The sequence below is a fragment of the Pseudomonas sp. N-1-13 genome, from assembly GCF_057787095.1.
On the sequence record NZ_JBYNRI010000001.1, the window covers coordinates 886,074 to 906,609 of the forward strand.

Genomic DNA, 20,536 nt, shown 5'->3' on the forward strand with positions numbered 1-20,536 from the left:
ATGACCATCATCGCCAGTTTGTTACGCGCCGCCGAGCTGCCGGATTCGCCCACGTCCCGACTGGATGCCGAATTGCTGCTGGCCGCGGCACTGGGCAAGCCCCGCAGCTTCCTGCACACCTGGCCCGAGCGAATCGTGCCAAGCGAAGCGGCGTTGTTGTTCTCTGAATACCTGCGCCGCCGTCGTTCTGGCGAGCCAGTGGCTTATATCCTCGGGCAGCAAGGCTTCTGGAACCTGGACCTGGAAGTGGCGCCCCACACCTTGATTCCGCGTCCCGACACCGAACTGCTGGTGGAAACCGCGCTGGCCTTGCTGCCGGCCGCACCGGCGAGGGTTCTGGATCTGGGCACCGGCAGCGGCGCGATTGCCCTGGCATTGGCCAGCGAGCGCCCGGCCTGGACAGTCACCGCGGTCGACCGTGTGCTGGAGGCGGTGGCCCTGGCCGAACGCAATCGCCAGCGCCTGGACCTGCGCAACGTCACGGTGCTGAGCAGCCACTGGTTCAGCGCTTTGGACGGTGAGCGTTTTGAGCTGATCATCAGCAACCCACCTTATATAGCTGCCACCGATCCTCACTTGGCGGAGGGCGACGTGCGGTTCGAGCCGGCCAGTGCCCTGGTGGCAGGGCACGACGGACTTGATGATTTGCGCACAATCATCGCCCAGGCCCCCGATCATCTTGGAGCGGGTGGCTGGTTGATGCTCGAGCACGGTTACGATCAGGCTGACGCGGTGCGTGATCTTCTGCAAACCCAAGGGTTTACTGAAGTCCACAGTCGCAAGGACCTGGGCGGGCATGAGCGCATCAGCCTGGGGCGCCTGCCGTGCTGAACGATCAGGAGCTGTTGCGCTATAGCCGGCAGATTCTGTTGCAGCACGTCGACATCGACGGGCAACTGCGACTCAAGCACAGCCGCGTATTGATCGTCGGCCTCGGCGGACTCGGCGCTCCGGTGGCGTTGTACCTGGCCGCTGCTGGCGTCGGTGAGTTGCACCTGGCGGATTTTGACACGGTCGACCTGACCAACCTGCAACGCCAGATCATCCACGACACCGACAGTGTGGGCCTGAGCAAGGTCGATTCGGCGATGCGTCGCCTGACGGCGCTCAACCCTGAAATCAGCCTGGTGCCTCACCCACAGGCCATGGACGAAGACAGCCTGTCTGCTGCCGTCGCGGCGGTGGATGTGGTGCTGGACTGTTCCGACAATTTCTCCACCCGCGAAGCGGTGAATGCGGCGTGTGTCGCAGCAGGCAAACCGCTGGTCAGCGGTGCGGCGATTCGTCTGGAAGGGCAGTTGTCGGTGTTTGATCCACGCCGCCCGGAAAGCCCCTGCTATCACTGCCTCTACGGCCACGGCAGTGAAGCCGAGTTGACCTGCAGCGAAGCCGGTGTGCTCGGGCCGCTGGTGGGGTTGGTAGGCAGTCTGCAAGCCCTTGAAGCCTTGAAACTGTTGGCCGGCTTCGGCGAGCCACTGGTGGGACGCCTGCTGTTGATCGATGCCTTGGGCAGTCGTTTTCGTGAGCTGAGGGTCAAGCGTGATCCGGGGTGCAGCGTCTGCGGTGGCAGCCAGCATGAGTGAAGCGCCGGTCGGTGTGTTCGACTCGGGTGTCGGCGGGCTGTCGGTGCTGGGGGAGATCCGTCGGCTGTTGCCCAATGAGTCACTGCTCTACGTTGCAGACTGCGGGCATATTCCCTACGGCGAGAAAACCCCGGAATTCATCCGGCAGCGCTGTGCAATCATCGCCAACTTTCTCCATCACCAGGGCGCCAAGGCGCTGGTGGTGGCTTGCAATACCGCGACGGTTGCCGGGGTCGCCGATTTGCGTCGTGATTATCCCCACTGGCCCATTGTCGGCATGGAGCCGGCGGTCAAACCGGCGGCGGCTGCCACTCGAAGTGGCATTGTCGGTGTGCTGGCAACCACTGGCACATTACAAAGCGCCAAATTCGCCGCGTTACTTGATCGGTTCGCCACCGATGTGCAGGTGATCACCCAGCCATGCCCCGGGCTGGTAGAGCTGATCGAAGCAGGCGATCTCCAGAGCCCGGCTTTGCGTCAATTGCTGCAGGGCTATGTCGAACCGTTGCTGGCCGCCGGCTGCGACACGCTGATCCTGGGTTGCACGCACTATCCCTTCCTCAAGCCATTGCTCAAGCACATGGTCCCCGCGCACATCAGCCTGATCGACACGGGGGCCGCCGTTGCCCGGCAACTTCAACGCCTGCTCGCTGAACGCGGCCTCCTGGCCGCCGGTCCCGCCAGCGAAACGCGATTCTGGAGTAGCGCAGATCCGATACATTTAAGAAAAATCCTACCAACGCTATGGAATTCGTCCGGCGTTGTGCGAAGCTTCAGTCTGTAAAAAAAACCTGAAAAATACCTAAATCAGGCTGAACTTCTGTTTTAACGCGGATTTCTATAGCTTTGTCTGTTTGTAACAAAACTAACTAAGTCTGTTCGGAAAAGGATGTTTCTAATGAAGCGTTTATTCTGCTTGGCCGCACTTGCGGCTGCATTGTTGGGGCACACTTACTCCGCACAAGCGGCAGGTGTGGAGTTTGGGGTGGGCCAGACCGGCGAGTCGACCATGACTTACCGCTTGGGTATGCAGTTCGATTGGGACAAGAGCTGGTTGCAGAGTGATGTAGGTCGCCTGACCGGCTATTGGAGCGGCGCTTACACGTATTGGGAAGGGGATGAGGCCTCCAGCAATCACAGCCTGTCGTTCTCGCCTGTCTTTGTGTATGAGTTTGCCGGTCAAAACGTAAAACCCTACATCGAGGCGGGTATCGGTGTTGCGTTGTTTGAAAATACCCAAGTGGAAAACAACCAGCTCGGTACGGCTTTTCAGTTCGAGGACCGCATTGGTTTCGGCCTGCGCTTCAACGGTGGACATGAAGTGGGTATTCGCGCCACTCATTACTCCAACGCCGGCATCAAGTCGACCAACGACGGTGTCGAAAGTTACGCGCTGCACTACACGATGCCGCTGTAACCCAAACCCGTGGGAGCGAGCCTGCTCGCGATAGCGAAGTATCAGACAACCTCATATTGACTGGTCTACCGCTATCGCGAGCAGGCTCGCTCCCACGGGCTACCGATACGCAGTCGCAATCCCTTTGCGTTCTTCAATACATTCCGGCGCGCCCATCTCGAACTCGCGGCAGATCAGCGGGCGTTTTTCGTAGATCGTGCACCTCATGCTGTCGCGATCCAGCGCCGCGCACCAACCATCGTCGAGCCGCAACATCACTTCTCCACCCCATTCGTCCGTGTCGATAAAGCGTTCGGGCACGCCAGTGTCAGTGATCAGCATCACTTCCAGTTGGCAACAGCACGCCGCGCACGTCGAACAAGTGACGGCAGGCTGGGGGATCTGATGGACAGGGATGGTTTTCATGGCGCGCAGTGTAAGGCAACCGCGCCCCTCAGGGTTGGCCCTTGATCGGGCACCCATTCCCCGCTTTATCTGAGTTGACGTCAGTGAGCATCGATTCGGTCGATGAAGGTAGCGGCCAGAGTACGGTCATGGACGAAACGGGGAGCGCCACTTCATGGGGGCGCTCGGCCAGTTGTGTCAGCACGTGATGTGCCGCCGTTTCGGCCGTCCACTGGACTGGGGCCGGAAAACAGTCGTCGAGGCTGAGCGAAGGGCTGTCGAAGCCCGGATGAACCAGCGTCACGTCGATGCCCTCGGCCACCAGTTCGACGCGAGCCGACTCAAACAGAAAACGCATGCCTTTGCCGTCGGCCTCGCTATATGACGGTGGCAGGTAAGTCGCCGGGCTGGCGATGCCCACCAGATGGGACCGGTTGCCTGCACGCAGCAATGGCAGGGCAGTGTGAATGCAGAAGCTGGCCGCTATCAGATTGCTGCGCACAATGTGTTCGATGATCAAAGGGTCGGCGGGTTGGCCGTCGATGTATTCGGCGGTTCCTGCATTGAGAATCACGGTGTCCAGCGAGCCCCACTGCCGGGCAATCTGTTCGCCGATCTCGCGTACGGTCTGGCTGTCGGTCAAGTTGCCGGGCACCGCCAGTACTTGTCCCGGATAACGTGCCGAAAGGTCTTCACTCGAGCGCGACGAGCGCGAGCTAACGGCCAGGTGTGCGCCGGTTTTGAGTATCGCTTCGGCCAACGAAACGCCGATTCCGTTGCCCGCGCCGGTCAGCCAATATCGCTTACGAGTTTCTAGACCCATTCCATACTTCCTTCGCCGAGCAGAGTGCACGAGTTTGGTATAAGACTGTATGGCCGCAGGGTTGAAATTGCATCTTACGGTCCGTGTTTTTCTGTTCGCTGATCGCCCGATTTCTTGGTTTTACACTTATCGAGTTGGCAGGTTTCTGAACGCCTGCAATGCACGAGCCCGGGACTGACTCAGGTCGACAATCGCCGGAGGATAATCCGTCACGCCAAACAATCGGCCCTGCATGTTTGGATTATGGACCTGTTGCTTATCGAGATCGTTCAGTTCAGGTAACCAGCGTTTGATGAACAATCCTTCACGGTCGAATTTCTCCGATTGACTCAAGGGGTTGAAGATCCGGAACCAGGGCGCCGCATCCGTCCCGGTCGAGGCGCTCCACTGCCAGCCGCCGTTGTTGGCGGCCAGGTCGCCGTCGATCAGGTGTTGCATGAAAAAGCGCTCACCCTCACGCCAGTCGATCAGCAGGTTCTTGGTCAGAAACATCGCCACCACCATCCGCAAACGGTTGTGCATCCACCCGGTTTCCAGCAACTGGCGCATGGCCGCGTCGATGATCGGCAAGCCAGTGCGTGCCTGTTTCCAAGCCTCCAGCTCTTCGGGGGCGTTGCGCCAGGCCAGCGCTTCGGTTTCCGGACGGAACGCGCGATGGCGAGACACACGTGGATAGCCCACTAGAATGTGTTTATAGAACTCACGCCAGAGCAATTCATTGATCCATGTCACAACACCGACATTTCCGCTTTCGAATTCACCCTGGTTGGCCTGCAGCGCCGCATGCAGGCATTGGCGCGGCGAGATCACACCCGCCACCAGGTACGCCGAGAGCTGGCTGGTGCCTGGCCTGGCGGGGAAGTCCCGTTCGCTCTGGTAATAATCGAGGTGTTGCTCAGCGAAGGTGTCCAGACGCCGCTGGGCTTCGTTTTCACCGGCTGGCCAGAGGGCGCGCAGCGTTTCACTCGCAGGCGAGAAGCCTTCGACTTGCGTGGGCACCGGGTCGCTGACAATGCCGGTGGGTGCCTGCCGGGCCGGTTTGGCGATCAGGCTCGGCAGCGAAAAGTGCAGGCGGCTGTAACAGACCTTGCGGAACTGGCTGAACACCTGGAAATAGGTGCCGGTTTTGGTCAGCACACTGCCGGGCTTGAACAGCAACTGGTCGAGGTGGCTGTGAAATTCGATGCCCTGGACCTGCAACGTTCGGGCAACTTCGGCATCTCGGTGGGTTTCGTTCAAGCCGTATTCTTCATTGACATGGACGGCGTCGATTGCCAGTTCGTGGCACAGCGAGAGCAGAATCTGCGGTGCCTGATCCCAGCGTGCAGCGTGGCGGATCAGCAGCGGGATGTTCAACGCCTCCAGGGCAGTGCTCAACGAGGCGAGGTTACGCAGCCAAAAGTCGATCTTGCACGGTGCATCGTCATGCGCGCGCCATTGTTCCGGGCTCGGCAGGTACACCGCCACACAAGGTCCCCGGGCTGCTGCGGTGGCGAGGGCGGTGTTGTCGTGCAGGCGCAGGTCGCTGCGCAGCCAGATCAGTTGCGTGGGTTTTTTCATTCAAATAAGTGCTCTGCGACTCAGTTCGCGGTAAGCCGATAACGGATCTTCGGCCCACGTAAGGTTGTCGGTCGAAATGCCTGTGGATAACCGGGCGTGATGGATCGATGCGGCCGGGCCGGCGATGATGATCGGGCAATCCACTCCACTGATCAGCTTGGGCAGTTGGGACAGGTTCAGCGCGTTGCTGGAGTACAGCAGCACTCCACGGGCTTTGAGGCGTTCGACGGCCAAGGCCAGTTCGCCTGCGGGTATCGGCCCATCGAACACTTCCACGGGGCAATCGGCGCTGCTGGCCAGCCAGGCGCTAAGCCACAATTGGGGTTCCAGGGGCAGGTCCGAATGGTTGACCAGCAGCAATGGCGCACCGCGCAACTGACGATTGTTGTGGTAGATCCGACTGCCGAATTTGCTGCGCAGCCAGGAGTACAGAAACACCCGCTCCAACTGCGCACCGAACTGGCCTTGCCAGCGCAATTGCAGTTCGGCCAGCAAAGGCAGCAACAACTGCTCGCACACCGTCCAGGGCGGATAAAGCGCCATAGCCTGGTTGACCAGATCATCGACCTGACGCTCGGCCAGTTGCGTGACCGCCAGCATCAGGGCGTGGCGCTGACGCTGCCAGTCGTTTTCCAACGGTTCACTGGGCGGCTGCGGTGTGTCGAGCAGCGGTTTTATCTTGCTCACCGCCACCCCCCGATCGATCCAGGTGAGGATGCTCAAGATACGTTGCACATGATCGGCATTGAACAGTCGGTGACCCTTGGGGGTGCGGTGCGGCACGATCAGGCCATAACGGCGCTCCCAGGCTCTCAGGGTGACGGCATTGACCCCGGTTTGGCGGGCGACTTCGCGTATGGGCAGCCAGCCCTGCGCCAGGGCTTTGGCGAAGTCGGCCCCCAGGTCTTCGCTGGCGCTGGAATCAGGTTCGCTTTTCATCAAATGGCATTTCGCAGACTGAGGTTTTCCGGGTGTGGTTGCAGGTAGACCTGCTGCGCCAGATAGGGATCGGGATGCAGGCGCAAGTGATGCTTGAGCAAGGTCAGCGGAACTACCAGGGGTACGATGCCGAGGCGGTATTGCCCGATGAGGTGTTGTACTTCCTGCTTGTCTTCGGCGTTGATGGCGCGTTTGAGGTAACCGCTCAGGTGTTGCAGCACATTGGTGTGAGTGCGGCGGGTGGCGCATTTCTTCAAAGCAGCCATCAAGGCGCTGAAGTAGCGTGCGCCCAGCTCGTCAGGATCGGCCTTGCCCATGTTGCCCAACAGATTGCCCAAGGCCTTGTATTGCACAGGGTTATGGGCCATCAACAGATATTTGTAGCGCGAGTGAAAGTGGATCAGGTCGCGGCGTGTCAGGCCTTTGCGGCGCAGCGGTTGCCAGGCCGCGTAGGCAAATACCCGGGTCAGGAAATTTTCCCGCAGCACCGGGTCGTTCAGGCGACCGTCTTCCTCCACCGGCAAGTCGGGGTGGCGCTCGCAAAACGCCTGGGCATAGATGCCGCGTCCGCCGCCGTCCTGTGGCACGCTGTTGTGATCGTAGACCTTGACCCGCTCCAGTCCGCAGGACGGCGACTTCTGCATGAAGATGTAGCCGCAGATGTCATCCAGTTCCTCGGCCATCTGCTCTCCGTAAGCGGCCAATGGCCGGGTTACATTGAGGTCGTGCCTGACCGTACCAACCGCGTCAGGCCGTTCGGGATTACCCACCAGCCGGATCGGCTCGCGGGGGATGCCCAGGCCAATGGCGACTTCAGGGCAGACCGGCACGAAGTCGAAGTAATCAACCAAGGTGCGGCTGCATAGCTGCGATTGCTTGTGTCCGCCATTGAAGCGAACTTCAGCGCCCATCAGGCAGGCGCTGATAGCGATTTTCGGTTTGACGACGGCATCATGGGGCATGGGCGACCTCTGATTTCAAATCTTGTACAAAATAACATTTGTGTACAATATTTTCATCATAGATCCGAATGCGCACAAGTCAACCGCTTTTGCATGTGGGGGCGATGTGGTTTTTGCGCAGACAGGCTGCTGCCTGTTTCGACAGCAGCGGGTGACGTAGGCTGGCGCGTTCTATTGCAGGCTGGCGTGCAGACGGCGTGCGGCTTCCTGACCGCTTAGCCAAGCACCTTCGACACGACCGGACAGGCACCAGTCGCCACAGACATACATACCCAGGTCGGCATCGGCCAAGGCGCCCCATTCATGGTTGCCGGCGGGGCGCGCGTAAAGCCAGCGATGGGCCACGCTGAAGCTGGGCGCAGGCATGGCACTGTGCAGCAGCTCGGCGAACGCGCCGTGCAGGTGTTCGATCACCGCTTCCTTGGCCATGTCGATATGTTGGCGACTCCAGTCGCTGGTGGCGTGCAGCACCCAGGTGTCGAGCGTGCTGTCGCGCCCCGGTTTGCTGCGGTTGCGAGCCAGCCAGTCGAGGGGGCTGTCCTGGACGAAGCAGCCTTCCATGGAGGTATCCAGCGGTGTTTCGAAGGCCAGGGCCACGGCCCAGGTGGGGTCCATCTTCACGCCCGCCGCCACTGCGGCCAGCTTTGGCACGGCCGCCAGCAATGCCGTGGCCTGGGGCGCGGGCGTAGCAATCACCACCTGGCCGAAGGGGCCGTGGGTGAAGCCTTCCGCGTCCTGCAAGTGCCAATGCTCCTGACCGCGGTACACCTCGGTGATGCGGCAGGAGAACTGCACCTGCAACTCGCCAAGCAGGGCACGGGTGATGGCGCTCATGCGCGGGGTGCCGACCCAGCGGGTCTGCTCATCCGGCGACGGGCTCAGTTGCCCATCCTTGAAATGATAAAGCTGAGGTGTCCATTCCGCCGCCCAGCCCTGGGCTTGCCAACGCTGGACTTCCATCACGAAGCGGCGATCGCGGGCAGTGAAATACTGCGCGCCCATGTCCAGTGCGCCGGCATCACTGCGCTTGCTGGACATGCGTCCGCCACTGCCATGGCTTTTATCGAAGAGTTGAACGACATGCCCGGCCTCCGTCAGGGCCTGGGCGGCTGAAAGTCCGGCGATGCCGGTGCCGATGATTGCGATAGGTACAGTCATGAGGGCCTCGTTTACCTTTCTGTACAGACTACGCCGTCGTTTAAACCTGTACAATTAGGGTTTTTGGTATAAGTTTTACCGTTCGCGTTTTGACAGGGTGACCTATTGTTAAACACAGACCCTGCCTGATACGAAAAATCCCTGCTTATAAAAATAGACTAATGGGCTGGGTAAAACGCGATGCGAGGAACACTTCATGCACATATTGCTGACCGGCGGTACTGGTTTGATCGGACGTCAGCTCTGCCGCCACTGGTTGGCGCAGGGCCATCGCTTGACGGTGTGGAGTCGTCGCCCCGAAGACGTGGCGAAGATCTGCGGCGCGCAAGTGCGGGGTGTCGCCCGGCTCGAGGAGATTGCCGAGCCCGTGGATGCGGTGGTCAACCTCGCGGGGGCACCGATTGCGGATCGACCCTGGAGCCATAAACGCAAGAAGTTGTTGTGGAGCAGTCGCATCACCCTGACAGAAGCGTTGTTGGCTTGGCTGGAGCGTAGCGAACACAAACCCGGGGTATTGATTTCCGGTTCCGCGGTGGGGTGGTACGGCGACGGCGGCGAGCGTGAGCTGACCGAGGACTCGGGACCGGTGAGCGAGGACTTCGCCAGCCAGTTGTGCATCGCCTGGGAGGAAACCGCGCAGCGCGCCGAGGCCATGGGCATACGGGTGGTACTGGTTCGCACCGGTCTGGTCCTGTCGGCCGAGGGCGGCTTTTTGTCGCGGCTGCTGCTGCCGTTCAAACTGGGGTTGGGCGGGCGTATTGGCAATGGCCGGCAGTGGATGCCGTGGATTCACATTGCCGATCAAATCGCTCTGATTGATTTTCTTCTGCACCGCGATGAGGCCAGCGGTCCTTATAATGCCTGCGCGCCGAACCCGGTGCGCAACCGCGATTTTGCCAAGGCCCTGGGGCACGTGCTGCATCGGCCGGCCGTGGTGCCGATGCCGGAACTGGCGCTGAAGGTCGCATTGGGAGAATTGTCATTGCTGTTGCTGGGCGGCCAGCGCGCAACGCCGGCCCGATTGCAGGCTGCGGGTTTCACTTTCCGGTTCACTGATTTGCATGCGGCTCTCGACGATTTGTCGGACCGCCTTTGAAATAGGACGTTGCATGACCGATCACGCGTTGCTTCTGGTGAATCTGGGTTCGCCTGCTTCTACTTCGGTGGCCGATGTGCGCCGCTACCTCAATCAGTTTTTGATGGATCCCTACGTCATCGACCTGCCGTGGCCGGTGCGGCGCTTGCTGGTGTCGCTGATCCTGATCAAGCGCCCCGAGCAATCGGCCCATGCCTATGCGTCGATCTGGTGGGACGAGGGCTCGCCGCTGGTGGTGCTCAGCCGTCGCTTGCAACAAGCCATGACTGCGCAATGGACCCAGGGGCCGGTTGAGTTGGCGATGCGTTATGGCGAGCCGTCCATTGAGTCGACCCTGGTGCGCCTGACAAGCCAGGGCCACAAGAAGATCACGCTGGCGCCGTTGTATCCGCAATTTGCCGACAGCACAGTCACCACGGTGATCGAAGAAGCCAAGCGGGTGGTGCGCGAGAAGAAGCTCGATGTGCAGTTCTCGATTCTCCAGCCGTTCTACGATCAGCCGGAATACCTCGACGCCCTGGTTGCCAGCGCCAAGCCGTATCTGATGCAGGATTACGACCACCTGCTGTTGAGCTTCCATGGTTTGCCCGAGCGGCACCTGACCAAGCTCGACCCCACGGGTTTCCATTGCTTCAAGGACGCCGACTGCTGCAAAAATGCGCCGCCTGAGGTCATGGCTACGTGTTACCGCGCGCAATGCATTCGCACCGCCGACCTGTTCGCCCAGCGCATGGGGCTCAAGGATGGCCAATGGTCGGTGTCGTTCCAGTCGCGGCTGGGGCGCGCCAAGTGGATCGAACCCTACACCGAGGCGCGCCTGGATGAACTGGCTAAAAGTGGCGTGAAGAAGGTGCTGGTGATGTGCCCGGCGTTCGTGGCCGACTGCATCGAAACCCTGGAAGAAATCGGTGATCGCGGGCGCGAGCAATTTCGTGAGGCGGGCGGGGAGGAGTTGGTGCTGGTGCCGTGTCTCAATGATGATGTGCAATGGGCGCAGGCGTTGAGCACCCTGTGCGAGCGGGCACCGATCGCTTTGTAAAATTCAAGGGCCCAATCGTGAGCAGGCTCGCTCCCACAATGGATCTCGAGTGTTCAAAGATCCGCTGATGTGGGAGCGAGCCTGCTCGCGATAGCTATCTGACTGGCAGCGCAAAACTTCAAGCTTGAGTCAGATCAGCGGCTCATCCGCCTTCTTCTGCTTCCAGCCGTCATTGCCCGGCAGGATCAGGTTCAGGGCGATCGCCACCACCGCGCACAGCGCGATGCCTTTGAGGCCGAAGTCGTCCGGGCCGGTGCCGGTGCCTACCAGCACACCGCCGATACCAAACACCAGCGTCACCGAAACGATCACCAGGTTGCGCGCTTCGCTCAGGTCGATCTTGTGGCGGATCAGCGTGTTCATGCCCACCGCCGCGATCGAGCCGAACAACAGGCACAGGATTCCGCCCATTACCGGCACTGGGATGCTTTGCAGCAGCGCGCCGAACTTGCCGATGAACGCCAGGCTGATGGCGAAGATCGCCGCCCAGGTCATGATTTTCGGATTGTAGTTTTTGGTCAGCATCACCGCGCCAGTGACTTCGGCGTAGGTGGTGTTGGGCGGGCCGCCGAACAGGCCGGCTGCCGTGGTGGCGATGCCATCGCCGAGCAGGGTGCGGTGCAGGCCGGGTTTTTTCAGGTAGTCGCGACCGGTCACGCTGCCCACGGCGATGACCCCACCGATGTGCTCGATGGCTGGCGCCAAAGCCACCGGCACGATGAACAGGATCGCTTGCCAGTTGAACTCCGGCGCGGTGAAGTTCGGCAGGGCGAACCACGGCGCGGCGGCGATTTTGGCGGTGTCCACCACCCCAAAATAAAACGCCATGGCAAAGCCCACCAGCACGCCGGAAATGATCGGCACCAGGCGGAAAATGCCTTTACCGAACACCGCGACGATCAGGGTGGTGAGCAGCGCCGGCATCGAGATCAGCATCGCCGTCTGGTAGGCAATCAGCTCGGTACCGTCGCCGGCCTTGCCCATGGCCATGTTGGCGGCAATCGGTGCCATGGCCAGGCCGATGGAAATGATCACCGGCCCAATCACCACCGGCGGCAGCAAGCGGTCGATAAATCCGGTGCCCTTGACCTTCACCGCCAGGCCCAGGAAGGTGTAGACGAAACCGGCCGCCATCACCCCGCCCATGGTCGCGGCCAGGCCGAACTGGCCCTTGGCGAGAATGATCGGGGTGATGAAGGCAAAGCTCGATGCCAGGAACACCGGCACCTGACGCCCGGTGACGATCTGGAACAGGATTGTTCCCAGGCCTGCGGTGAACAGCGCTACGTTCGGGTCCAGCCCGGTGATCAGCGGCATCAGTACCAGCGCGCCGAAGGCGACGAACAGCATCTGCGCGCCAGACAATACCTGGCGCCAGAGCGGATCGTTGAACTCATCCTGCATGCTCAAGCGTCCTTCTGCTTGGTGCCGAAGATCTTGTCGCCGGCATCGCCCAGGCCCGGGATGATGTAGCCATGTTCGTTGAGTTTCTGGTCGATGGAAGCGGTGTAGATGGTGACGTCGGGGTGAGCGTCTTCCACGGCCTTGATGCCTTCGGGGGCCGCCACCAGCACCATGGCGCGGATGTCACGGCAACCGGCTTTTTTCAGCAGGTCGATGGTGGCGACCATGGAGCTGCCGGTGGCGAGCATCGGATCGATGATCATTGCCAGGCGCTCGTCGATTTCCGGCACCAGTTTTTCCAGGTAGGTGTGCGCCTGCAGGGTCTGCTCGTTGCGGGCCACACCCACGGCGCTGACTTTGGCGCCCGGGATCAGGCTCAGCACGCCTTCGAGCATGCCGATGCCGGCACGCAGGATCGGCACCACGGTGATTTTCTTGCCGGCGATTTTTTCCACCTGGACCGTACCGGCCCAACCGTCGATTTCATAGGACTCCAGCGGCAGGTCCTTGGTGGCTTCATAGGTGAGCAGTGCACCGACTTCCTGGGCAAGTTCGCGGAAGTTCTTCGTGCTAATGTCGGCGCGGCGCATCAGGCCGAGTTTATGTCTGATCAGCGGGTGGCGGATCTCGAGGATGGGCATGGGGAAAGCTCCGGCGGCGGGCAAAAAAACCGGCCTAGATTAATCTATCCGAGGGTGTTGTCCTATAGACAATACAGAACGTTAGTCCACAAACGCTTGATCTGGCCGGGCGGGATGCGTACCTTTGCCCGCTTTTCCGAACCCGTCCCTCCCCCAACCTCCCCTGGAGAGCGCCATGTCCGCTGATCTCGAGCATATCCGTCAAATCATGCGAGAGGCTGACTGCCTGTACACCGAAGCCGAAGTCGAAGCGGCCATCGCCCGTGTCGGCGCGCAAATCAACGACCAGTTGGCCGATTCCAACCCGGTGGTGTTCTGCGTCATGAACGGTGGGCTGATTTTCTCCGGCAAACTGCTGACCTACCTGAACTTCCCGCTGGAAGCGTCCTATCTGCACGCCACCCGTTACCGCAACGAAACCAGCGGTGGCGACCTGTTCTGGAAAGCCAAGCCGGAAGTGTCGTTCATCGACCGTGACGTGCTGATCATCGACGACATCCTCGACGAAGGTCACACCCTGGGCGCCATCATCGACTTCTGCAAACACGCCGGTGCCCGCGCCGTGCACACCGCCGTGCTGATCGACAAGGACCATGACCGCAAGGCCCGTCCGGACCTGAAAGCCGATTTCGTCGGCCTGCCGTGCATTGACCGCTACATCTTCGGCTACGGCATGGACTACAAAGGTTACTGGCGCAATGCCAACGGTATTTTCGCCGTCAAAGGAATGTAATCGATGAACCGGCCGGGCTTTCTGGATCAAGCGCTGTTCAACGAACTGGCCGAGAAAGCCACGGCCAGTCCTCGCGGGCGCCAACACCACAATTTTCATCAGATGGACGAGCCTTGCCATCGCATGGCGGTTGGCTTGCAGCCGTCCACTTACGTCCCGCCGCATCGCCACCTGAGCGCCGACAAGGCTGAAACCCTGCTGGTGCTCAAGGGCCGGCTCGGTGTGTTGATCTTTGATGAAACCGGGATGGTGGTGGACAAGCGTATCCTGCAGGCCGGTGGCGATTGCCTCGGTGTCGACCTGCCGGCGGGCGTGTACCACGGTTTAGTGGTGCTGGAAGCCGACAGCCTGATGTTCGAGTGCAAGGCCGGGCCCTACCGCCCGGTGGGCGATGGCGAACTGGCCCCCTGGGCGCCCCGCGAAGGCGAGGCGGGGGTGGCGCAGTACCAGGCCTGGATGCGCGCTCAGTTCGACTGAGCGGTGCTTCTGTGGCGAGGGAGCTTGCTCCCGCTGGGCTGCGCAGCAGCCCCAATTGCAGGTGGATGCTACGCACCCAAGCGGGAGCAAGCTCCCTCGCCACAAAAAGCTGTGTGGCAACAGATCAATCAGGCCGGGCTCGAGTGTGCAGCGCTACCGGCGAGCCATTTTTCGCTTTTGGCCCGTGCCTGCTCCAGGGTCTGCACATACGCCAGTTGGCGCTGCTCGCGATGGATGCCGGCGCGGCGCAACTTCAGGCGTACCCGTGGCGCGGTTGCCACCAGAATCAGGCCGATGCCCTGCTTGCGGTAGTCCTTGAGGATACTTTCAAAAGCCGCCAGCGCAGTCATGTCCAGCATCGGCACGGCGCTCATTTCCACCACCATCACCCGAATCCCCGGATCGAATTTGCGCAGCACATCCAGGGCCTTTTCTGCCGCGCCGAAAAACAGCGGTCCGCGAATGGCGTAGCAGCGGACGTGCTCGGGCATCTCCAGCAGGGCCTGATGAAAATGGCGCGGCAGTTCGGCGGTGTCCGTCAGCTCGCTCATGCGTTTGATGAACAGCCCGGCGGCCAGCAGCAGGCCGACGGCGACGGCCAGGACCATGTCGAACAGTACGGTCAGGCTCAGGCAGGTCAGTAGCACCAGCACATCACTGCGTGGGGCGATACGCAAGGTGTGCAGCACGTGTCCGGCTTCGCTCATGTTCCAGGCCACCATCACCAGCAATGCCGCCAGCGCTGCCATGGGCAGATAGCTGAACAACGGCGCCAGCAGCACAATCGCCCCCAGCACCACTAGGCTGTGAATGATCGCGGCCAATGGCGAAAACGCGCCGCTGCGCACATTGGTGGCGCTGCGGGCAATCGCCGCCGTGGCAGTGATGCCGCCGAACAGTGGCGCCACCAGATTGCCCAGGCCCTGGCCGATCAGTTCGGCGTTGGGGTCGTGTTTACTGCCGGTCATGCCGTCGGCCACCACCGCGCACAACAGCGACTCAATGGCACCGAGCATGGCGATGGCAAAGGCAGGCCCGAGCAATTGGCGGATCAGATCGTAGGACAGTTCCAAGGAGCGGCCCTGATTGTCCGGGAGATTCCAAGGCCAGTCGAAACTCGGCAAAAATGGCGGGATGCCGGGGTAACTGATGCCGTCGACCACGTAGCTGAAACGTTCGCCCAATGTCGCGATTTGCCAGCCGCCGCTTTCCAGCGCCAGCCCCAACAGCGCACCCACCAACAGGGCGACCAGATGTCCCGGAACACGCGGCACCCAGCGCGGCCAGACAATCAATACCGCCAGGCAGATGAGGCCGATAAGGCCGTCGCCGAGCCGGGCGCTGGGCAGCGCCGTGATCAAGGCGCCCAATTGCTCGATGTAATGCTCGGCGTTGCCGACAGTGGTCAGGCCCAACAGGTCTTTGAGTTGCAGGGTGGCAATGACCACGCCGATCCCAGCGGTAAAACCGAGAACGACCGGATAAGGAATGTACTGGATCAGCCGCCCGGCCCGCATCAGGCCCAGCGCTATCAAGATCATGCCCGCCAGCATCGTGCACAGCAGCAGGCCGCCCAGGCCGTATTGCTGGGTAATGGGCAGCAGGATCACCACGAACGCCGCTGTCGGCCCGCTCACGTTGAAGCGCGAGCCGCCGGTGAGGGCGATCAGGGGGGCGGCTACCAGCACCGTGTACAAGCCATGCTGCGGCGGCACGCCCACGGCGATTGCCAGGGCCATGGCCAAGGGGATGGCAATGATGCCGACGGTCAGCCCGGCCACCAGATCGCCGCGCAGGCGTTCAAGGGTGTAACCGGCGCGCCAGGTTTGGCGCCAAGCGGCGAATATCGGTGGGGCGGAGAAGGACATGGGCACTCCACGAAATGAGCGGGGCAAATACCAAATACCCGGCAAACACCTAACCAGTGGCGAGGGGCATCATGTGATGCGAGGGCTGATGGCTCCTTGAGTATGCCGTGCTCGTGGCGCGGATGTATTGACCTGGATCGTTATTTTTACCGCCTGGGCTCATGCTAGAGTGCCGGGCCAAGATCCTGGAGCCTGTCATGAGTGTACTGACCCGTCGCTGCGCCGCTCTGCTGCTGATGTCCAGCCTGTCGTGGGCGGCCGTTGGCGCGCCGATGCACAGTCAATTTCTGCCCCCCGACGATCTGGCGGTACGTCAGGAACAACCCGAACACCAGCAATTGCTTCAGGTCACCGAGTATTCGGTGGTGCTGGGCAATCAGCGTCAGTCCAACCAGCAACCGATACCGGTTACATCGCCGTTGCTGGTGCGCCTCAAAGGTAAACCCCTGAACAAAGGCGCCACCCTCAACCAGGTGATCCTGAACTTCGATGGCGAAAGCAAAAGCCTGAAAAAGCCTGCCTTCGACGAGGCGAGCAAGACCCTGACCCTGTCTTATCCACAGGCCCAGTATCAAGTGGTGATCGATCTGCTGCGCAACGACACGGTGTACGTGCAGTTCCTCAGCTACGCCAACGGCCATATCTGGGCCGACCTGCACACCGGCGCTGTACGCCCGCGTTGAGCCCCGAGGCCTGCCGGGGGTAAACTGCCCGCCCCCGTGAACTGTGCGAGCTGGAGCCCGGCAATGCGTAAAGACAAGAAACAAGTGATTGGTGACGAGATTGGCGATGAGCAGATCAAGCTGTTCCTCAATTTCGATCCGGTCGATGCCACTTCGCCGTCGCTGCACAAACTGATCAAGGCCTACCGTGGCCTGCGGGTCGACGACTTCGAGCGCTTTCTGACGTTTTTCGTCGAGGCCGGCTACGACCTCAATGGCAAGGATGAGCATGGCAACGATTTCGTGGCGCTGATCCAGGACCAGCGCAATGCCGAGGAATACATCGAGTTGATCAACAAGGCTCGTGGCTGATTACTTGGCGGCCTGCTTCGCAGGCCGGCGGGAGCAAGCCCCCTCGCCATGACAGCTTCTCCCATAAAAAAACGCCCCGCTCTCAGAAAGAACGGGGCGTTTTTTTATCCGGCAGAATCAAGCGAAGCTGGGTGTCTCGCTGCTTTCTTCAACCAGTTCCAGGGCGACGTTGTTCTGCGCATTGACCTTGCGATACAGCGCTGCGTCGGTTTCCAGCACCTTTTCCCGCGCCGGGAAGATCTCAGCGAGTTTGCTCGCCCATTCTCCCTTGGCTTTGTCCGGGAAGCAGCGCTCGATCAGGTCCAGCATGATCGAGACGGTCACTGAAGCACCGGGCGAGGCGCCGAGCAAGGCGGCGAGGGTGCCGTCCTTGGCCGCTACCAGTTCGGTGCCGAACTGCAGGACACCGCCTTTCTTCGGGTCCTTCTTGATGATCTGAACCCGTTGGCCGGCCACTTCCAGGCGCCAGTCCTCGGCTTTCGCCTCGGGATAGAAGCGACGCAGGGATTCCAGGCGCTGCTCCATGGACTGCATCACTTCGCTGATCAGGTACTTGGTCAGGTCCATGTTGTCCCGGGCCACGGCCAGCATCGGGCCGATGTTGCCGGCACGTACCGACAGTGGCAGGTCCATCAGCGAACCATGCTTGAGGAACTTGGTGGTGAAACCGGCGTATGGCCCGAACAGCAGGGATTTCTTGCCATCGACCACGCGGGTGTCCAGGTGCGGCACGGACATCGGTGGCGAGCCCACGGCGGCCTGGCTGTAGACCTTGGCCTGGTGATGCTTGACCACTTCCGGGTTGTCGCAACGCAGCCACTGGCCGCTGACCGGGAAGCCACCGAAGCCTTTGCTTTCTTCGATGCCCGACGCTTGCAGCAGCGGCAATGCCGCACCACCGGCGCCCAGGAAGACAAACTTGGCATCGACGTCACGGCTGCTGCCGGAATTGACGTCCTTGATGCTGACGGTCCAGCCCGCGCCGTTGCGCTTGAGGCCGGTGACGCGCTTGCAATACTTGACCTGGGTGTCCGGGGCGCTGGTCAGGTGCTTGAGCAACTGGTTGGTCAGGGCGCCGAAGTTGACGTCGGTGCCGTTCATGACGCGGGTGGCGGCGATGACTTCGTCAGCTGGCCGGCCCGGCATCATCAGCGGCATCCACTCGGCCATCACGGCCTTGTCCTCGGTATATTCCATGTCAGCGAAGGCGTGATGCTGGCGCATCAGTTCAAAGCGCTTTTTCAGGAACGACACGCCTTTTTCACCCTGCACGAAGCTCAGGTGCGGGACGGGGGCAATGAAGGATTTGGATGAGCCGAACGTGCCTTTTTTGGTCAGGTACGTCCAGAACTGCTTCGACACCTCGAACTGGGTGTTGATGTGCACGGCTTTCTTGATGTCGACACTGCCATCGGCCGCCTGGGGCGTGTAGTTCAGCTCACACAGCCCGGCGTGGCCGGTGCCGGCGTTGTTCCACGGGTTGGAACTCTCCGCGGCACCGGAATCCATCAACTCGACGACTTCCAGCGAGATCGCGGGGTCGAGTTCCTTGAGCAGCACGGCCAGGGTGGCACTCATGATGCCGGCTCCTACCAGAACTACATCGACTGCTTCGTTATGCGCCATTTAACGCGTCTCCAAAATCTGCAGCACCAAATTGTCGGCATGGCGGCCAGGAGTGGCGGGGCAGGTCAGTTGCGCCCCAGGTATCCATGGCCAGGATCGCCATGTCCGAATCTTCGCAATTTTTCGCAACTACTGCGGATGCATGCAGCCTGGCCTCAGAGTCCCATGAACTCATTTAAGCGCCGGGCAGGCAATTCGACTTATGGCCGAGACATCCGTTCGTGCAACCAAATCCGTAGCGGACAGGCTTCAGGCGCCGGTTCTTGAACGATAGGCGGTCCTGTGTCGTTGGGCTGTTTCAGACGCTAATGGTGCTTGTTCAGACGCAAAACTATTCATTTGCTCGCCACACTCTCGTGAAGTTGTGAAAACCCGTTTTTTCACGCTCTTTTGAAGACGTGAACCTCAAAAAAGGGCTGTCCCAGCCTGGCACCGCGCCCGGTTTGGTTTGCCCCCATGTAATACATGACAGGCAAAACGGGCAGACAGCTCAGTGACCGAGCGTAATGACAGCTCTGCAGATTCGCGAAAAGTGGTGATTTGCTTGAAGAACAGCAAGCGCGCCAGCTTCACTCGATCTGTGTGGGCGGCTCTCTGTGGGCGGTGCGGGGTGCCAATACAAGCGCATTAGCGGTGTTGCGAGGCCCGATCAGGAGACGTCCTTATAATCGGGGGCAGATTGTATCGAAGAAACGCAGGGAAATGGTCGTGTTTAATGACTTTTATTAGCCATCCGGTCAGACGGCCAACAGTTGACGGTTGCGTGGGCGAGCGCCAAGGGTTTGCACGCGGGCGCTGGCGGGCAATGGCTGGTGCAGCCAGTTCAAGCGAATCTCTTCGATTTCCACCCAACCTTCACCCATGGGCTGCAGGTTGCATTGCTTGAATGCCTGGCAACGGCCGTTGCGGTCCAGCAGGGCGAAGCAGCGGTGCTGTGGGCGCGGGGTGAACAGGGAAATGAGAAAACGCATGGTCGGACACCGTGTCGGGGAGCTTGTGCCAAGGCTGACAGGAGGCCATGACATGCCGGTGTAAGGATCATGACAATGGCATGACACGAACCGGTTTTCCCATGGGGTGTCAGACATTTGAGTATTCATCGTGCAGCGCTAGTTCACCGCCATGGCGCACCGCTATACTGCGGGCCTGTTTGTGCCCGATCTGGAGAGAAGAGCATGTTGCAACGCCTGTTGTTCGGTTTGATCGCTGTGACCAGTCTGGCCCTCGTCGGCTGCGCCCACAGCCCGCAACAACTTAACCCGGAGCCCAAGCTCAATGCCCAGCTGGCGCCCGTGGGTCGCGGCCAGCCGGTGGTGGTACGGGTGGTGGACGGTCGTCCGTCGCCGACCCTCGGCACCCGCGGCGGGCTGTACCCGGAAACCAGTGTGATCACGGTGCAGGGCGCGCAGATTTTGCCCAAGCTGCAGGCCCAGGCCGAAGCGGCGGTACGTTTGCTGGGCTTCACCCCTACCGCCAACGCGATGAATGCACCGCAACTGACCGTCACCCTGGCCGAGTTGAAGTACCAGTCGCCCAAGGAAGGCATGTATGTGACCGAAGCCACCATCGGTGCGACCTTCCGCTCCGAGGTGCAGAACGCCAATCGTCGTTACAGCGGTCGTTACGGTGCCTCGCTGGACCAGCGCTTCGGCATGGCGCCTAACCAGGACACCAACACCAAGCTGGTCAGCGACGTGTTGAGCGACGCCCTGACACGCCTGTTCAAGGACCCGACCATTGGTCAGGTGCTGGCTGAGTAAGTAGGACGTTCCGTAACCCCTGTGGGAGCGAG

22 protein-coding genes are annotated in these 20,536 nt (G+C 60.9%); 11 read left to right on the forward strand and 11 right to left on the reverse strand.

The window, feature by feature from the left end:
* From prmC to AC3I65_RS03990, 4 genes are all read left to right on the forward strand, one after another.
* A complete protein-coding gene (gene prmC, locus AC3I65_RS03975; protein ID WP_488523467.1) occupies nt 1-831 on the forward strand; it encodes a peptide chain release factor N(5)-glutamine methyltransferase in 831 nt (276 codons plus the stop codon).
* Complete coding sequence (locus AC3I65_RS03980; protein ID WP_047229400.1) at nt 825-1,583, forward strand: molybdopterin-synthase adenylyltransferase MoeB; 759 nt, start codon at nt 825-827, stop codon at nt 1,581-1,583. Before prmC ends, AC3I65_RS03980 begins: the two co-directional genes overlap by 7 nt.
* Nucleotides 1,576-2,367, forward strand: coding sequence for a glutamate racemase (gene murI / locus AC3I65_RS03985; RefSeq protein ID WP_047229401.1), 792 nt, complete (start codon nt 1,576-1,578; stop codon nt 2,365-2,367). The genes AC3I65_RS03980 and murI overlap by 8 nt, the downstream gene beginning before the upstream one ends.
* A 114-nt stretch (nt 2,368-2,481) precedes the next feature.
* Nucleotides 2,482-3,000 (forward strand): acyloxyacyl hydrolase, encoded by a 519-nt coding sequence (locus tag AC3I65_RS03990; RefSeq protein WP_047229402.1) that lies wholly within the window; start codon nt 2,482-2,484, stop codon nt 2,998-3,000.
* Nucleotides 3,001-3,099: 99 nt separating this feature from the next.
* Here AC3I65_RS03990 and AC3I65_RS03995 read toward each other — a convergent pair whose 3' ends face one another.
* The 6 genes from AC3I65_RS03995 to AC3I65_RS04020 form a co-directional block, all read right to left on the reverse strand.
* Nucleotides 3,100-3,405 carry a YkgJ family cysteine cluster protein gene (locus tag AC3I65_RS03995; RefSeq protein ID WP_076386300.1) on the reverse strand — a complete coding sequence of 102 codons (306 nt, stop codon included), beginning with the start codon at nt 3,403-3,405 and terminating at the stop codon, nt 3,100-3,102.
* 28 nt (nt 3,406-3,433) lie between these two features.
* Entirely contained in the window at nt 3,434-4,207 is a 774-nt protein-coding gene (locus AC3I65_RS04000) for an SDR family NAD(P)-dependent oxidoreductase (protein ID WP_139051143.1), read from the reverse strand.
* A gap of 126 nt (nt 4,208-4,333) precedes the next feature.
* The gene (gene phrB / locus AC3I65_RS04005) at nt 4,334-5,767 is read right to left on the reverse strand and encodes a deoxyribodipyrimidine photo-lyase (RefSeq protein WP_488523468.1); all 1,434 of its coding nucleotides are present in this window, start codon (nt 5,765-5,767) and stop codon (nt 4,334-4,336) included.
* Complete coding sequence (locus AC3I65_RS04010; RefSeq protein WP_047229406.1) at nt 5,768-6,706, reverse strand: MerR family transcriptional regulator; 939 nt, start codon at nt 6,704-6,706, stop codon at nt 5,768-5,770.
* On the reverse strand, nt 6,706-7,668 hold the full coding sequence (locus tag AC3I65_RS04015; protein ID WP_047229407.1) for a YbgA family protein: 963 nt from the start codon (nt 7,666-7,668) through the stop codon (nt 6,706-6,708). The genes AC3I65_RS04010 and AC3I65_RS04015 overlap by 1 nt, the downstream gene beginning before the upstream one ends.
* Nucleotides 7,669-7,839: 171 nt before the next feature.
* Nucleotides 7,840-8,826, reverse strand: coding sequence for an NAD(P)/FAD-dependent oxidoreductase (locus AC3I65_RS04020; RefSeq protein WP_047229408.1), 987 nt, complete (start codon nt 8,824-8,826; stop codon nt 7,840-7,842).
* Between the two features lie 196 nt (nt 8,827-9,022).
* Between AC3I65_RS04020 and AC3I65_RS04025 the strand changes: the two genes are divergently transcribed.
* Together AC3I65_RS04025 and hemH are read left to right on the forward strand one after the other, a co-directional pair.
* A complete protein-coding gene (locus tag AC3I65_RS04025; protein ID WP_047229409.1) occupies nt 9,023-9,922 on the forward strand; it encodes a TIGR01777 family oxidoreductase in 900 nt (299 codons plus the stop codon).
* A 13-nt stretch (nt 9,923-9,935) separates the two neighbouring features.
* Entirely contained in the window at nt 9,936-10,961 is a 1,026-nt protein-coding gene (hemH, locus tag AC3I65_RS04030) for a ferrochelatase (protein ID WP_107322925.1), read from the forward strand.
* 129 nt (nt 10,962-11,090) lie between these two features.
* Here the strand turns inward: hemH and AC3I65_RS04035 are convergent, their stop codons facing one another.
* Nucleotides 11,091-12,365 carry a uracil-xanthine permease family protein gene (locus tag AC3I65_RS04035; RefSeq protein WP_076386292.1) on the reverse strand — a complete coding sequence of 425 codons (1,275 nt, stop codon included), beginning with the start codon at nt 12,363-12,365 and terminating at the stop codon, nt 11,091-11,093.
* A 2-nt stretch (nt 12,366-12,367) separates the two neighbouring features.
* A complete protein-coding gene (gene upp / locus AC3I65_RS04040) occupies nt 12,368-13,006 on the reverse strand; it encodes a uracil phosphoribosyltransferase (RefSeq protein ID WP_030138594.1) in 639 nt (212 codons plus the stop codon).
* A 175-nt stretch (nt 13,007-13,181) separates the two neighbouring features.
* On the opposite strand from upp, the gene AC3I65_RS04045 reads away from it, so the two are divergent.
* Together AC3I65_RS04045 and AC3I65_RS04050 are read left to right on the forward strand one after the other, a co-directional pair.
* Nucleotides 13,182-13,739, forward strand: coding sequence for a hypoxanthine-guanine phosphoribosyltransferase (locus tag AC3I65_RS04045; RefSeq protein ID WP_047229412.1), 558 nt, complete (start codon nt 13,182-13,184; stop codon nt 13,737-13,739).
* Between the two features lie 3 nt (nt 13,740-13,742).
* Complete coding sequence (locus AC3I65_RS04050; protein ID WP_488523469.1) at nt 13,743-14,216, forward strand: WbuC family cupin fold metalloprotein; 474 nt, start codon at nt 13,743-13,745, stop codon at nt 14,214-14,216.
* 128 nt (nt 14,217-14,344) lie between these two features.
* On the opposite strand, the gene dauA is transcribed toward AC3I65_RS04050, so the two are convergent.
* The gene (gene dauA, locus AC3I65_RS04055; protein WP_047229414.1) at nt 14,345-16,084 is read right to left on the reverse strand and encodes a C4-dicarboxylic acid transporter DauA; all 1,740 of its coding nucleotides are present in this window, start codon (nt 16,082-16,084) and stop codon (nt 14,345-14,347) included.
* Between the two features lie 197 nt (nt 16,085-16,281).
* Here dauA and AC3I65_RS04060 point away from each other — a divergent pair, with 197 nt between their 5' ends.
* Both AC3I65_RS04060 and AC3I65_RS04065 read left to right on the forward strand, forming a co-directional pair.
* Nucleotides 16,282-16,767, forward strand: a complete 486-nt coding sequence (locus AC3I65_RS04060) for a hypothetical protein (protein ID WP_092402479.1) — start codon at nt 16,282-16,284, stop codon at nt 16,765-16,767.
* A 63-nt stretch (nt 16,768-16,830) separates the two neighbouring features.
* The gene (locus AC3I65_RS04065; RefSeq protein WP_047229416.1) at nt 16,831-17,118 is read left to right on the forward strand and encodes a PA4642 family protein; all 288 of its coding nucleotides are present in this window, start codon (nt 16,831-16,833) and stop codon (nt 17,116-17,118) included.
* A gap of 117 nt (nt 17,119-17,235) precedes the next feature.
* Here the strand turns inward: AC3I65_RS04065 and mqo are convergent, their stop codons facing one another.
* Together mqo and AC3I65_RS04075 are read right to left on the reverse strand one after the other, a co-directional pair.
* Nucleotides 17,236-18,744, reverse strand: coding sequence for a malate dehydrogenase (quinone) (gene mqo, locus AC3I65_RS04070; RefSeq protein WP_047229417.1), 1,509 nt, complete (start codon nt 18,742-18,744; stop codon nt 17,236-17,238).
* A gap of 737 nt (nt 18,745-19,481) precedes the next feature.
* A complete protein-coding gene (locus AC3I65_RS04075) occupies nt 19,482-19,715 on the reverse strand; it encodes a hypothetical protein (RefSeq protein WP_047229418.1) in 234 nt (77 codons plus the stop codon).
* A 204-nt stretch (nt 19,716-19,919) separates the two neighbouring features.
* Between AC3I65_RS04075 and AC3I65_RS04080 the strand changes: the two genes are divergently transcribed.
* On the forward strand, nt 19,920-20,504 hold the full coding sequence (locus tag AC3I65_RS04080) for a YajG family lipoprotein (RefSeq protein WP_047229419.1): 585 nt from the start codon (nt 19,920-19,922) through the stop codon (nt 20,502-20,504).
* Nucleotides 20,505-20,536: the final 32 nt, after the last annotated feature.

What these genes read in the sequence shown, in the direction of transcription:
- prmC (WP_488523467.1), top strand. Translation starts at nt 1, where the DNA reads ATGACCATCATCGCCAGTTTGTTACGCGCCGCCGAGCTGCCGGATTCG.
- AC3I65_RS04025 (WP_047229409.1), top strand. Translation starts at nt 9,023, where the DNA reads ATGCACATATTGCTGACCGGCGGTACTGGTTTGATCGGACGTCAGCTC.
- AC3I65_RS04080 (WP_047229419.1), top strand. Translation starts at nt 19,920, where the DNA reads ATGTTGCAACGCCTGTTGTTCGGTTTGATCGCTGTGACCAGTCTGGCC.
- AC3I65_RS04020 (WP_047229408.1), bottom strand. Translation starts at nt 8,826, where the DNA reads ATGACTGTACCTATCGCAATCATCGGCACCGGCATCGCCGGACTTTCA.
- AC3I65_RS04000 (WP_139051143.1), bottom strand. Translation starts at nt 4,207, where the DNA reads ATGGGTCTAGAAACTCGTAAGCGATATTGGCTGACCGGCGCGGGCAAC.
- AC3I65_RS04065 (WP_047229416.1), top strand. Translation starts at nt 16,831, where the DNA reads ATGCGTAAAGACAAGAAACAAGTGATTGGTGACGAGATTGGCGATGAG.
- AC3I65_RS04060 (WP_092402479.1), top strand. Translation starts at nt 16,282, where the DNA reads ATGAGTGTACTGACCCGTCGCTGCGCCGCTCTGCTGCTGATGTCCAGC.
- AC3I65_RS04050 (WP_488523469.1), top strand. Translation starts at nt 13,743, where the DNA reads ATGAACCGGCCGGGCTTTCTGGATCAAGCGCTGTTCAACGAACTGGCC.
- hemH (WP_107322925.1), top strand. Translation starts at nt 9,936, where the DNA reads ATGACCGATCACGCGTTGCTTCTGGTGAATCTGGGTTCGCCTGCTTCT.
- AC3I65_RS03990 (WP_047229402.1), top strand. Translation starts at nt 2,482, where the DNA reads ATGAAGCGTTTATTCTGCTTGGCCGCACTTGCGGCTGCATTGTTGGGG.
- AC3I65_RS04075 (WP_047229418.1), bottom strand. Translation starts at nt 19,715, where the DNA reads ATGCGTTTTCTCATTTCCCTGTTCACCCCGCGCCCACAGCACCGCTGC.
- AC3I65_RS04035 (WP_076386292.1), bottom strand. Translation starts at nt 12,365, where the DNA reads ATGCAGGATGAGTTCAACGATCCGCTCTGGCGCCAGGTATTGTCTGGC.
- AC3I65_RS04015 (WP_047229407.1), bottom strand. Translation starts at nt 7,668, where the DNA reads ATGCCCCATGATGCCGTCGTCAAACCGAAAATCGCTATCAGCGCCTGC.
- dauA (WP_047229414.1), bottom strand. Translation starts at nt 16,084, where the DNA reads ATGTCCTTCTCCGCCCCACCGATATTCGCCGCTTGGCGCCAAACCTGG.
- AC3I65_RS04010 (WP_047229406.1), bottom strand. Translation starts at nt 6,706, where the DNA reads ATGAAAAGCGAACCTGATTCCAGCGCCAGCGAAGACCTGGGGGCCGAC.
- phrB (WP_488523468.1), bottom strand. Translation starts at nt 5,767, where the DNA reads ATGAAAAAACCCACGCAACTGATCTGGCTGCGCAGCGACCTGCGCCTG.
- murI (WP_047229401.1), top strand. Translation starts at nt 1,576, where the DNA reads ATGAGTGAAGCGCCGGTCGGTGTGTTCGACTCGGGTGTCGGCGGGCTG.
- mqo (WP_047229417.1), bottom strand. Translation starts at nt 18,744, where the DNA reads ATGGCGCATAACGAAGCAGTCGATGTAGTTCTGGTAGGAGCCGGCATC.
- upp (WP_030138594.1), bottom strand. Translation starts at nt 13,006, where the DNA reads ATGCCCATCCTCGAGATCCGCCACCCGCTGATCAGACATAAACTCGGC.
- AC3I65_RS04045 (WP_047229412.1), top strand. Translation starts at nt 13,182, where the DNA reads ATGTCCGCTGATCTCGAGCATATCCGTCAAATCATGCGAGAGGCTGAC.
- AC3I65_RS03995 (WP_076386300.1), bottom strand. Translation starts at nt 3,405, where the DNA reads ATGAAAACCATCCCTGTCCATCAGATCCCCCAGCCTGCCGTCACTTGT.